The following is a 12583-nucleotide window of genomic DNA, read 5'->3' as shown; positions in this document are numbered from 1 at the left end:
TGTTATGAGGATTACCAGGTGTATTTCACACCGGCGTTAGCCGCCCAATCCTGATCAACATCGCCGCCGCCGAGGTAGTTCACACCGGTGTAAGCGCTGAAGTTCTTGGTGAAGCTAACCTGGCTACCCAGACCAACGCGAACCGCTGAACCTTTCACGCCGTTGTCGATGCTGTCGCCATTAACGGTGGCATCGTTGCTGGAATCGTCATACACGTAAGCCAGTTTGAAGTACGGAGATACCGCCTGGTCGCCGAAGTTGAAGCTGTAACCGGCATCGAAACCGAGTTCATAGCGCATGCTGTCGTAGTCCTGGCCCTGAACTTTCATATCGTTGCTCAGACGATAGTGATCGCCAGACTGGAACAGACCAGAAATTGCACCGTACGGAGTCACGTAACCCGCGTCGTTGATTTTCCAGTCGTAGCCCATTTTCAGACCGAAGCCCCATGCATTTGCAGTGGAGTTACCATCAACATAGGTGCCGTCGCTCATGTTTGCAGTCAGATCGTTGTTGAAGCGGCTGTAGTTCAGGTTGCCATCAACAAAGATGTTGTTTGCGAAACGAGCGCTGGAGTAGATGTAGGCAGACTGGCTGTCCTGGTCAACCTGACCAGTACGTTCATTCATGTCGCCTTTCGCGAAGCCAGCAGCTGCACCGACGATCCACTGTGCATTATTGCCGTCGATCTTAGAGTCCACACCCACCATGATGCCGTTGACATCCTGGTCGTAGTTGATGGCATCGTTGTCGCCACTGAAGCTACCGCCGAAGTAGCTGACCCATGCGCCACCGTTGTCGGTGAAGCCGTGACGAGCCGTGTTCAGACGGGTGCTCAGGGCATCCTGCTGCAGATTCCAGATGTTGGTGTTAGCAGATGGGATGCTCAGCGCCATATTCGCGTAGTCGGTCAGGCGAGTCTGTTCCATCACTACCGTGTTGCCAACCTGCTTAGCCTGATAGGTATAAGCACCCAGATCGGCTTTGTTTGCCGCAGAGAAGGTAGCGGTGCTGTTCTGATCGTTAACGTAGATAAGCTCATTGCCTTTGTAATCAGCAATGGAACCTTTACCTGTTGCGTTATCGATACGAACTTTATAGTTACCGCTCGCTGCTGCAACGCTATCGCCAGAGTTATCCACTTCAGACAGATCGGAAGAGGTATCTGAATCACCGTTACCGTTGATGGTCAGGTGACCGTCAGAGTTCATGGCGATAACACCGTAACCATAGTTAGACTTGGTGGTGTCGTTGGTACGGTCGTTGGTCAGATCGGCATTCAGCACGAAGTTGTTGCTATGAATATCGAATACGCCAGCCTTCACTTTACCGTTAGCGTTTGTGGTGCTGGTCAGATTCAGCGTGTCGGTTTGCAGTGCATACGCGGTGCTGTTACCCACATCCAGAACGCCGCTGTTGGTGACGTTGATGGTGTTAGCATACAGCGCGGCATCGCCTACGCCCCAACCGGCAGCAACATCATCAGCAATAGTGACGGTACTGTTGTTGATGGTCAGTTCATCAGTCGCAACATGGCCATCTTCGTTGATATTAAGCGCGGAACCACCGGTCAGAGAGATGGTGTCGGAAATCAGCGTAGAATCAGCAACGTTAACGACAGAACCGCTGTTAATGCTCAGGGTGTCGATCAGAGAGGTTTTAGTCGTATCCCACTGTGAGCCATTGTTCAGGGTCACATTGAACAGGCCACTCTGGTAGACGTTTTTGCCAACAACGTGACCGTCTTCATCATAAGCGGTATTGCTGTTATCAATCCCATAGGTTGACCACGGCCACAGGCTGTTAGCCGCAACGTCAATCAGCGTAGCAGTGGCTTCAGTACCTGCCGCATAGCTGTCGTAAACGCCATCACCGTCAGTGTCAACCTGGTGCGCAGAGATTGCCGCGCCGACCCACTTGCTGCCGTTATCCAGGGTAACATCCATACGGTCTGTACCGTCCCAGCCGTTTGTGTCAACGGTGGAATCGGTATCGCGATAGCTGTCAGCGCCGTTAGGGAAGAAGTTCTCGTCAAAGTTGCTGGAGAAAAGGATGTCGCCGTTCAGAGTCGAGTTATCGAGGTTAACGGTGGTCTGCATCGCGTTATCTGCATACGGGTTAGCAATAGCAGAAATCGCTACATCATCAGCGTTGAAGCTGGAGCCGTTATAATCGCTTGCGTTGCCGTTATTACCGAACCAGCCGGAGGTGCCTTCATCAGACCATGAACCAGAGGTCACGGTAGAATCAGTTACATTGATAGTGTTGGTGAACACTTCGCTGCTGTTTACGCCGGTGCTAACGGTATTATCGTCAACGTCACTCCACTCATAACCCTGAGTCAGGGTAATACCCGCAACATGGGAGTTATTTTTGATAACCAGATCAACTTCCTGGTCCAGCGTGATCGCAGTGCCCATGTCATATACATTAACGACGTGAGTATCTGCAGTGTTATCAGTATACGTGCCATTATAAGTATAATGTTCGTAGTTATCATCAATGGTGGAGTTATCAACGGTCAGCGCCAGACGGTCGTAAACATAACCTGTTGCGTCACGATCCACGCAATCAGTGGTCATGCACTCAGAGGTGATCATGCCGTGGATGGTGCTGTTTTTAATGGTCAGGCTGTTGGTATTGGTGTTGGTAGAAAGACCATCATCCAGATAATAGGTAGAAATCACGCCGTTAACGGTAGCGTTATTGATTACCGGATAGATATTGCCGTTATAAACGCTATCGGTCGCGTAGTTGTTCCAGCCTGCATAACCATTATAGTAAACGCCGTCAGAATAAGTTGAGTCGTTATAGTGGTTAAAGGTGGTGTAGGTGGTGCCAGAGATATCGGTAGAAGCATTTGCCTGAGAAGCGAGCGCCAAAGTGCAGGCCAATGCTAATTGTGATACTACAAGTTTCTTTTTCCAGGAGTGCATTTGTCATCCCTCCTCAGGGATATATATGTTGGTCCATCAATTAACAATTGCAATAAAACATTTCTATGTATGCGGAGAGAATTATGCGACGCTCATGACAAATGGTTCAATTATAGTTTATACATAGTTCGAATCCGGACACAATGAATAAATAAAACCGCTTACATGGCAAACAAATAAAAAAACAAAAATGATAAAAATCAATGAATTAAAGAAAAATATCGAATATTTTAATAAATGAATAAAGCATTTTAAATTCAACAAACGAATAAAAAATAAAAACTAAAAATCATACACAATGAAATACTTAAAAATTGCATCTATAAATAGAATGAAACCACACAAATTATATATACCTTAAAGGGATAATAAGAATGTTATATTATCTATCCTGATTATTATTAAGCTAAGTCTTACATTCACTGAGCCCCTAGTCACCACCAACCGCATAAGCACCACTTTGGTAAAACATCTTCGCCCTGATTCAGTTACAATAGCGTTCCTTGTTTCACAAACATCAGGCATACCATGACAGACTTACTCCATCGCCCCCGTCGCCTGCGCAAATCTCCTGCGCTGCGCGCTATGTTTGAAGAGACAACACTGAGCTTAAATGACCTGGTGTTGCCGATTTTTGTTGAAGAAGAAATCAACGATTACAAAGCTATCGAAGCGATGCCGGGCGTGATGCGCATTCCAGAAAAGCATCTGGCGCGCGAGATTGAACGCATTGCTAACGCCGGTATTCGCTCGGTGATGACCTTTGGGATCTCACACCACACCGACGATACCGGCAGCGATGCCTGGAAAGAAGACGGCCTGGTGGCGCGCATGTCGCGCATCAGCAAACAGACCGTACCGGAGATGATCGTCATGTCCGATACCTGTTTCTGCGAATATACCTCTCATGGTCACTGCGGCGTGCTGTGCGACCACGGCGTCGATAACGATCTGACCCTTGCCAACCTCGGCAAGCAGGCCGTCGTTGCCGCGGCAGCAGGCGCAGACTTTATCGCCCCTTCTGCGGCGATGGATGGCCAGGTGCAGGCCATTCGCCAGGCGCTTGATGCGGCAGGCTTCACCGATACCGCCATCATGTCCTACTCCACCAAATTCGCCTCCTCCTTCTACGGCCCGTTCCGTGAAGCAGCTGGCACCGCGCTGAAGGGCGATCGCAAAACCTATCAGATGAACCCGATGAACCGCCGCGAGGCGATTCGTGAGTCGTTGCTGGACGAAGCTCAGGGCGCCGACTGCCTGATGGTGAAACCGGCGGGCGCGTACCTCGATATCCTGCGCGATATCCGCGAGCGCACCGAGCTGCCGATTGGCGCCTACCAGGTGAGCGGTGAATACGCGATGATTAAATTCGCTGCGCAGGCCGGGGCAATTGATGAAGAGAAAGTGGTGCTGGAAAGCCTGGGCGCCATCAAACGCGCAGGTGCGGACCTTATCTTTAGCTACTTCGCGCTCGACTTAGCCGAGAAGAAAATCTTGCGTTAATCACGCGCTGGAGTTCCCGGCGGCGCTACGCTTGGCCGGGCTAGGCTAGTGCAGGTAGCCCGGACGAGGCGTTTACGCCGACTCCGGGTTTTCCCGGCGGCGCTGCGCTACATTTCAATGCCCCTCAAAACGTCACCAAACCGCCATACAACCGACATATCTCCCTTCTACTGTCACAGCATGACGGAGGAGGAGCCACCATGTTTAGTCTCGACAACGTACTCGATGACCTGTGGCCTCAGGCGAGGCCCGCCCCCTGGCAGAAAAAAGTTCTGAAGAAATTGCTGCATGAAGAAGAATTTCAACAGTTTGCCGCACGCCACCGCCACCTGAAAGGGTTAGATACCGTCGAACAGGTGCTGGAACATCTCAATATTGACTGCGCGGTTCCGGTTCGCTGCCTGGAACAAATCCCTGAAAATGGCCCACTGGTCATCGTCGCCAACCACCCTACCGGCACGCTCGATGGTCTGGCCCTGCTCTACGCTGTCTCCCGCGTGCGTCGCGATGTGAAAGTCGTCACCAACCGTATGCTTACCCACCTTGAACCGCTCAGCTCGCTGTTTATTCCGGTTGATAACATCAACGGTCGCACCTCAAAAGCGGCGCTCCAGCAGATGGATGCGCAGCTGCAAAACGGCGGTGTACTGATTTTCTTCCCGGCAGGCGAAGTGTCACGACTCACGCGCCGGGGTATCCGCGATAAAAAATGGCATTCCGGCTTTATTAAGCTCGCGGCCAAATACCGCGCGCCGCTGCTACCGGCATGGATCGACGGTCGTAATAGCGCCCTGTTTTACGCCAGCACGTTGATATCACAACATCTGCCGCTGCTGCTGTTGATGCAGCAAATGTTCCGCCGCCGTAACGGCAGCCTGCCGGTGACGATTGGCGAGCAGATCGCCTGGTCCGCGTGGTTTAACCCACAGGCCACGTCGCGCGAAATGACCGAGAAATGCTATCGCCACGTTCATCTGTTAGGTAAAGGACTGCCGGGGATATTTAAAACCGAAAGCGCCATCGCACGCCCGGAAGCCCGCGCCTTACTGAAGCGCGAACTGAGCCAGGCGGAGTGTCTGGGACGCACGGCAGATGGCAAAGTGATTTACCTGTGGCAACGTAAGGGCCAGGAGGACGCGCCGCTGCTGCGCGAGCTGGGACGCCTGCGTGAAATTGCCTTCCGGGCGGTGGGTGAAGGGAGCGGTAAGCGCCGCGATGTCGATGGCTATGATGATGACTATCTGCATCTGATTCTGTGGGATGAAGAGGATCTGGAAATCGTCGGCGCCTATCGCTTTATGCCTACCGCCATGCAGTTAGAAAAGCGCGGGCTGGACGGCATTTACAGCTACAGCCTGTTCCACTACGACGCACGAATGGACGACATTCTGCAACACGGGATTGAGCTGGGGCGCAGCTTTATTCAGCCGCGCTACTGGGGTCGTCGCGGGCTGGATTATTTGTGGTCCGGTATCGGTGCCTATCTGGCGCGTTATCCGCACTATCGCTATCTGTTTGGCCCAGTCTCTATTTCAGGCGGGCTGCCACCGTCGGCAAGGGATCTGCTGGTCGCTTTTTATCGCCTGTGGTTCCCGGCCACGCATCCGCTGGCGGAGTCACGCAGACCATATCCCGCTTCGCTTCCCGACGTGCTGGCGCAGTTTGGCGGCGAGGATTACAGCGAAGATCTGACGCGGCTGAAGTCGCTGCTCGGCAACCTCGGCTGCGGTATTCCGCCTCTTTATAAGCAGTATTCGGAAGTGTGCGAACCCGGCGGCGTGCAGTTTATCGACTTTGGCAGCGACCCGGAGTTTAACAACTGCGTGGATGGGCTGGTGTTAGTGGATTTGACCTATCTGAAGGCGAATCGGTATCAGCGGTATATCGGGGCGCATTTGGGTCAGTAGTGCCCCCTCACCCTAACCCTCTCCCCAAAGGGGAGAGGGAACAGTCCGGCGCAATGTTCTTTTACGGCGCGCGATAAAACGGCTTATCCCCCAAAATCGTCGCCCGATGCATAATCCGCCGCTGCGGCAGATAATCCGCATTCGCATAGTGCTGTGTCACTCGGTTATCCCAAATCGCCACATCGTTCGGCTGCCAGCGCCAGCGCACCTGAAACTCCGGCTTGGTGACGTGAGTAAACAGGAAGCTCAGCAGCGCCTCACTCTCTTTTTCCGTCACGTCGACAATGCGCGTGGTAAACCCTTCGTTGACGAACAGCGCCTGCTTACCGGTCACCGGATGAGTACGCACCACCGGGTGCAGCAACGGTGGATTTTTGGCGACCGCCTCCTGCCAGCACTGGTGCTCCTCTTCGGTTTTGCGGTACTTATACTCCTGGAACGATTTACGGAAATCGTGCTCGGCACGCATGCCGCTTAACAGCGCCTTAAACGGATCGGAGAGCGCATCATAGGCCGCAATGCCGCTGGTCCACAGCGTGTCACCGCCGGTAGACGGCAACTCTTTCGCCGCCAGAATGGCCCCGGCAGGCGGCGTCTCAATAAAGGTGACATCGGTATGCCAGTTGTCGTTATCCGGCGGATTATTGTCGTGAGTATCCAGCACGATAATCTCGTCCACGCCCGGCGCATGTGGATAAACCGGGTGGATGTGCAGGTCGCCAAAGCGCAGCGCCAGTTCACGCTGCTGCTCCGGGGTGATCAACTGTTCGCGCAGGAAAACGACCTGATGACGAAGCACCGCGTGATACAGCTGTTCAAACTGGTTATCGCTCAGCGGACGGGTCAGGTCCGCGCCGGAAATCTGTGCACCGATATACGGCCCCAGTGGGGTAATTGCCAGACGTTCACTCATTGTATTTCTCCATGCCAGGGGGTCAGACGGCGCTGAAGCGCACGCAGCCCGAGTTCCAGACTAAAAGCGATAATCGCGATCACCGCGATGCCGGCCAGCACCACGTCGGTGGCTAAAAACTCCCCGGCGGACTGCACCATAAAACCTAACCCGCGGGTCGCTGCGATAAGCTCGGCGGCCACCAGCGTCGACCAGCCCACGCCTAACCCAATGCGCAGTCCGGTCAGAATCTCCGGCAGCGCGCCGGGTAAAATCACCAGCCACAATACCTGAGCGCGGCTGGCACCGAGAGATTGCGCGGCACGAATACGTACCTGCTGCGCGCTTTTCACCCCCGCCAGTGCCGACATCGCCACCGGGGCGAAAATCGCCAGGTAGATCAACAAGATCTTGGAGGTTTCACCGATCCCAAACCAGATAACCATTAGCGGCAGATAGGCCAGCGGCGGCACCGGGCGGTAAAGCTCAATCAACGGGTCGAGCATCCCACGCACCGTTGGGCTCAGGCCCATGGCGATCCCCACCGGAATGCCGATGATCGTCGCCGCCAACAGCGCCACGACGATACGTCCAAGGCTCGCCGCCAGATGCTGCCACAGCGTGGCATCCATAAACCCCTGTGGGCTGGCGATGGTCAGCAGCTTATTCAGCACCTGCCCTGGTGCCGGTAAAAACAGCGGGCTAACCCAATGCGCCGCTGCGACCGCCCACCAGATAACCAACAGCACCAACAGCGTAGCGAGGCTCAGCGTCAGGTGGCGCGAGAGCGGCCAGCGCAGCTTCAGCACGCGCGTCCGCGGTTTATCGTTAATCACCACGCTCATGAGAACGCCTCCCGTTGCTCAAACACTCGGCTCAGCACGTATTCACGCTGAGCAATAAACTGCGGGTCAGACTTAATGCTGCGGCACGATTCCCCGGCGACAAACCGGCGGGCAAAATCGAGGGATAAACGCTCCAGCACGCGGCCCGGCCCCGGCGACAGCAGCACCAGTTCGGTCGCCATAAACACCGCTTCTTCGATGTCATGGGTAATCAACAGCACCTTTTTACCGGTTTCATGCCACAGCTTGAGCAACAGGGTTTGCATCTGCTCGCGGGTAAAGGCATCAAGCGCGCCGAACGGCTCATCCAGCAGCAGCAACTGCGGGTTCGCCGCCAGCGCGCGGGCAATGCCCACTCGCTGGCGCTGGCCGCCGGAGAGTTGCCAGATAAAGCGCTTTTCAGCCCCCTCCAGCCCAACCTTTTTCAGCATCAGCGCGGCAATCTCCCGACGCTCGGTTTTGTTCACTCCAGCCAACTGCAGCCCCAGCGCGACGTTATCCTGCACATTGCGCCACGGCAGTAGCCCTTCATTCTGAAAGACCACGCCACGCTCGGCCCCCGGACCATCAACGTGTTTTCCATCAAGGATGATGCTGCCGTGCTGATACGGCACGAATCCGGCAATCAGGTTCAGCAGCGTGGTTTTACCGCAGCCAGAGGGCCCCAGCACCACCAGCAGTTCACCGCTGTCCAGCGTGAGATTGATATCTGCCAGCGCCGGTTTACCGCCGTAGTCGGCAGAAAGATGCGAGATTTGCAGCATCATGACCTCCTTACTTCACAAAACGGTCGGTAACGTACTGGCTGTAGTCGGTCGCCACCGCCGGGACTTTGCCCTGCTCTTTGAGGAACTGCGCGGTATCGACAATCGCCTTATTCACCGGGCCGTTCAGCGCCTGCGCCTGCTGTTCGGCGGTGAGATAGGTGTTGCCCTTCACCAGCCCCGGAACGTCCGCTTCAGGAACGCCGCTCAGGCGCGCCAGCTTGCTGATGTTCTCCGGCTGGGCCAGCCATTTATCCGGGTTGTCGATATAGCCGCGCTGGGCCTCAATTGCGCTTTTGGCGAAGGCTTTCACCACGTCTGGATGTTTGTCGGCAAAGTCTTTGCGCACGACCCAGACATCGAGCGTTGGCGCGCCCCACTCACCGACTTTGGCGGAGTCAGTCAGCACGGTGCCGTCTTTTTCCAGCTCGTTCACCGCCGGTGCCCACACGTAGGCACCGTCAATATCACCACGCTGCCAGGCGGCAATAATCGCCGGTGGCTGCAGGTTCAGGATCTGTACCTGACCCGGCTTGATACCCCAATGTTTGAGCGCCGCCAGCAGGCTGTAGTGGGTGGTAGAGATAAACGGTACGGCAATGCGTTTGCCAATCAGGTCTTCAGGCTTGGTGATGGCTTTTTTCACCACCAACGCTTCAGAGTTGCCGAGCTGTGAGGCCAGCAGGAAAACCTCAATCGGCACCTGTTGGCTGGCGGCAACGGCCAGCGGGCTTGAGCCGAGGTTGCCAATCTGAACGTCGCCGGAAGCCAGCGCGCGCACGATGCTCGCGCCGCTGTCAAACTTGCGCCAGTCCGGTTTTGCACCGCTCAGTTTTTCGAAGGTTTTATCCGCCTGCGCCACTTTGGCGGGCTCGGCGGAGGTTTGATAGGCGATAGTGACGTCCACGGCCTGCGCCTGGAATGCCAACAGTGCCAGCGTAGCGGCGATAAGGGTGAAACGCGATGCGATTGCCATAATGTCCTGCTCCCATGTCTTGTTATGGAGGCAGTATTTCCGGCGCGGGGTAATTGATAAAGGAATTAAAAATGCTTGTTAATTCCAATTCGTTTTTAGAAGAAAAGTGGCAAAAGATAGTTGGAGGGTGGGATTTCCCCAGGGTCGCTGGCGCTTGCCCGGGCTACCTATATTTCGTAGCCCGGCCGAACGCAGTGACGCCGGGAAAACTCAGGTTCAGCAGTGCGCCTTCAGCGCCGCAATATCCTTCGGCGTGGTCCGGCAGCAGCCGCCAATCAGCTTCGCCCCGGCCGCCAGCCACTGCGGCAGATAGCCTTCCAGCGTGGCGCAGGCTTCGCCGTGGTGATGCCAGGTTTTACTTACCGCATCGTAGTGCTCGCCGGAGTTGGGATAGACCACCAGCGGCAGCGGCGTCAGGCTGTGCAGATATTCCAGCGCCTCAACGGTATTTTCCAGCGCGATACAGTTAATGCCCACCGCCAGAATCTGCGGATAGTCCGCCAGTAGCGCCAGCACGTCGCGCAGCGGCGTGCCGTCACTCAGGTGCTGAGCATCGCGCAAGGTAAACGAGAACCATGCCTGCGCTACCGGGTACGCTTCCAGCAGTTGCGCCAGCGCGCGAATTTCATCAAACGACGGCAGGGTTTCACAGGCCAGCAGGTCAACGCCCGCCTCCAGCAAGGCTTCAACGCGCGGGCGATGGAAATCCTGGAACACCTGCGCACTGCGCTGGTAGTCGCCGCGATACTCCGAACCGTCCGCCAGGTAAGCCCCATACGGCCCCACGGAACCGGCAATCAGCAGCCCCTTCGCCGCCGGGTTTTCCGCACGGTACGAGTCGCGAGCCTGCTTCGCCAGCTCCACGCTTTTGGCGATCAGCGAGCGGGCCTGCGCTTCATTGAGCCCACGCGCGGCAAAGCCGTCCGGCGTCGCCTGATAGCTGGCAGTAATCGCTACCTGCGCCCCCGCACGGAAGTAGTCGAGATGGACGTCATAAATCAGCTGCGGGTTTTCCATCAGCACTTTCGCCGACCACAGGCTGTCGGCCAGGTCGCAGCCGCGCGCCTCCAGCTCGGTCGCCATCGCGCCGTCGAGCAGTACAAAGGGATGGTCGGTCAGAATTGAGGTTAAGGGATTATTCTGCGGCATGCTGCGGCGCCTCCTCGGTCGGGCGTGAACGTGTGAGATAGTAGGCACCATAACACAGCGCCACAAACGGGATCCCGCACCACAGCGCAATCCGCTGCGAGGGGTCAAAAGCCAGGCCAAGACAGGCCACCACGCAGAGTACAAAGCCCAGCACCGGCACCACTGGATACCACGGCGCGCGGTAGTGCAGTTCGCTCAGCGCTTTCCCCTGCTGCAGATGGCGACGGCGGAACATAAAGTGCGAGGCGCAGATGCTAATCCACACCGCCACCACCGCAAAGCCAGAAATCGCCGACAGCGCGACAAACACGGTATCCGGCGCAACGATGCTTGAGAACAGCGCCAGCAGCCCGCCGAGCATACTGACCGACAGCGCCACCAGCGGCACGCCGTTTTTGGTCAGTTGCGAGAAGCAGCGCGGTAGCGTGCGTTCATTGGAGAGCGACCACAGCATGCGGCCTGAGGCATACAGCCCGGAGTTCGCCGCCGACAGAATCGCCGTCAGAATCACGAAGTTAAAAATGTCCGCCGCGTACGGAATCCCGACCTTCTCAAAGACCAGCACAAACGGACTCTTTTCCACGCCCGCCTGCTGCATCGGGATCAGCGCCGCTAGCACAAACACGGTACCGATAAAGAAGATAATCAGCCGCGCGATGGTGGTACGGATGGCAACCGGAATCACCTTGTGCGGGTTCTCGGTTTCCCCTGCGGCAATACCAATCAGCTCGGTGCCCGAGAAAGCAAAGTTCACCGCCACCATAGTCATCAGGATAGGCAGCCCGCCGTGTGGGAACCAGCCCTCAGCGGTAATGTTCGACAGCCCCGGTGCGGGTGAGCCGTCCTGCATGGGAATAAAGCCAAAGATAGCCGCGCCGCCAAGGATGATAAATGCCACGATGGTGATGACCTTTACCAGCGAGAACCAGAACTCGCCTTCGGCAAAGAAGCGAGTCGAAATGACGTTAAGGCCGAAAATGAGCACGCAAAATAGCAGACACCAGATCCACACCGGCACCTGCGGGAACCAGTACTGCATACAGAACCCGGCGGCAGTAAAGCTCGAACCGAGCGCCACCGTCCAGGTGAGCCAGTAGAGCCACGCCACGGTGTAACCGGTGGCCGGGCCGAGGTAGCGTGAGGCGTAAAGGTGAAACGCGCCGGTTTCCGGCATCGCCACCGACAGTTCGCCAAGACACTGCATCACCAGCCAGACGACCAGCGCGCCAATCAGATAGGCCAGCAGCGTACCCGCCGCGCCGGTGGTGGAGATGATATAGCCGGTATTGAAAAACAGCCCTGTGCCAATAACGCCACCCAGCGACAGCATAATCAGGTGGCGGGTTTTCATGGTGCGCTTTAACTGCCCACCTTGTTGTTGTGTTGTGTTTTGCATTATTACCTTCTAAACGTATGGACATCTAAACATCCAAATCAGAAAGAGGTTATACAACGATTGGTAAGCAATTGCAAAACGGGGGGATCACCAGAAATGAGGGAGGGTGCGGGGTTTTCCCCTCACCCTAACCCTCTCCCCGTAGGGGCGAGGGGACCGCTTTTCGCCCTCTCCCTTCCAGGGAGAGGGCCGGGGTGAGGGTACAACGCGCACCC

Annotated in this window: 9 protein-coding genes; 2 read left to right on the top strand and 7 right to left on the bottom strand. The window is 55.9% G+C overall.

Going from position 1 to position 12583, the window contains the following annotated elements:
• Positions 1-11 precede the first annotated feature (11 nt).
• The gene (ehaB, locus tag AB2B48_RS22960; RefSeq protein ID WP_368300359.1) at positions 12-2936 is read right to left on the bottom strand and encodes an autotransporter adhesin EhaB; all 2925 of its coding nucleotides are present in this window, start codon (positions 2934-2936) and stop codon (positions 12-14) included.
• A 528-nt stretch (positions 2937-3464) separates the two neighbouring features.
• Between ehaB and hemB the strand changes: the two genes are divergently transcribed.
• Together hemB and AB2B48_RS22950 are read left to right on the top strand one after the other, a co-directional pair.
• The gene (gene hemB, locus AB2B48_RS22955; RefSeq protein WP_368300358.1) at positions 3465-4439 is read left to right on the top strand and encodes a porphobilinogen synthase; all 975 of its coding nucleotides are present in this window, start codon (positions 3465-3467) and stop codon (positions 4437-4439) included.
• Between the two features lie 200 nt (positions 4440-4639).
• The gene (locus AB2B48_RS22950) at positions 4640-6346 is read left to right on the top strand and encodes a lysophospholipid acyltransferase family protein (protein WP_368300357.1); all 1707 of its coding nucleotides are present in this window, start codon (positions 4640-4642) and stop codon (positions 6344-6346) included.
• Positions 6347-6407: 61 nt separating this feature from the next.
• Here the strand turns inward: AB2B48_RS22950 and tauD are convergent, their stop codons facing one another.
• The 6 genes from tauD to mmuP all read right to left on the bottom strand — a co-directional run bounded on the left by tauD (position 6408) and on the right by mmuP (position 12368).
• Complete coding sequence (tauD, locus tag AB2B48_RS22945) at positions 6408-7259, bottom strand: taurine dioxygenase (protein ID WP_368300356.1); 852 nt, start codon at positions 7257-7259, stop codon at positions 6408-6410.
• The gene (tauC, locus tag AB2B48_RS22940; protein WP_368300355.1) at positions 7256-8083 is read right to left on the bottom strand and encodes a taurine ABC transporter permease TauC; all 828 of its coding nucleotides are present in this window, start codon (positions 8081-8083) and stop codon (positions 7256-7258) included. Before tauC ends, tauD begins: the two co-directional genes overlap by 4 nt.
• The gene (tauB, locus tag AB2B48_RS22935; RefSeq protein WP_185667319.1) at positions 8080-8847 is read right to left on the bottom strand and encodes a taurine ABC transporter ATP-binding subunit; all 768 of its coding nucleotides are present in this window, start codon (positions 8845-8847) and stop codon (positions 8080-8082) included. The genes tauC and tauB overlap by 4 nt, the downstream gene beginning before the upstream one ends.
• 10 nt (positions 8848-8857) lie before the next feature.
• Positions 8858-9823, bottom strand: a complete 966-nt coding sequence (gene tauA, locus AB2B48_RS22930) for a taurine ABC transporter substrate-binding protein (RefSeq protein WP_185667214.1) — start codon at positions 9821-9823, stop codon at positions 8858-8860.
• Positions 9824-10039: 216 nt separating this feature from the next.
• Entirely contained in the window at positions 10040-10972 is a 933-nt protein-coding gene (gene mmuM / locus AB2B48_RS22925) for a homocysteine S-methyltransferase (protein WP_185667215.1), read from the bottom strand.
• Complete coding sequence (gene mmuP / locus AB2B48_RS22920) at positions 10959-12368, bottom strand: S-methylmethionine permease (RefSeq protein ID WP_333495205.1); 1410 nt, start codon at positions 12366-12368, stop codon at positions 10959-10961. Before mmuP ends, mmuM begins: the two co-directional genes overlap by 14 nt.
• Positions 12369-12583 lie beyond the last annotated feature (215 nt).

Source organism: Kluyvera sichuanensis (assembly GCF_040930405.1).
Classification (GTDB): Bacteria; Pseudomonadota; Gammaproteobacteria; order Enterobacterales; family Enterobacteriaceae; genus Kluyvera; species Kluyvera sichuanensis.
The sequence above is the reverse complement of the archived record's forward strand: the minus strand, read 5'-3'. Positions and strand labels throughout refer to the sequence as shown.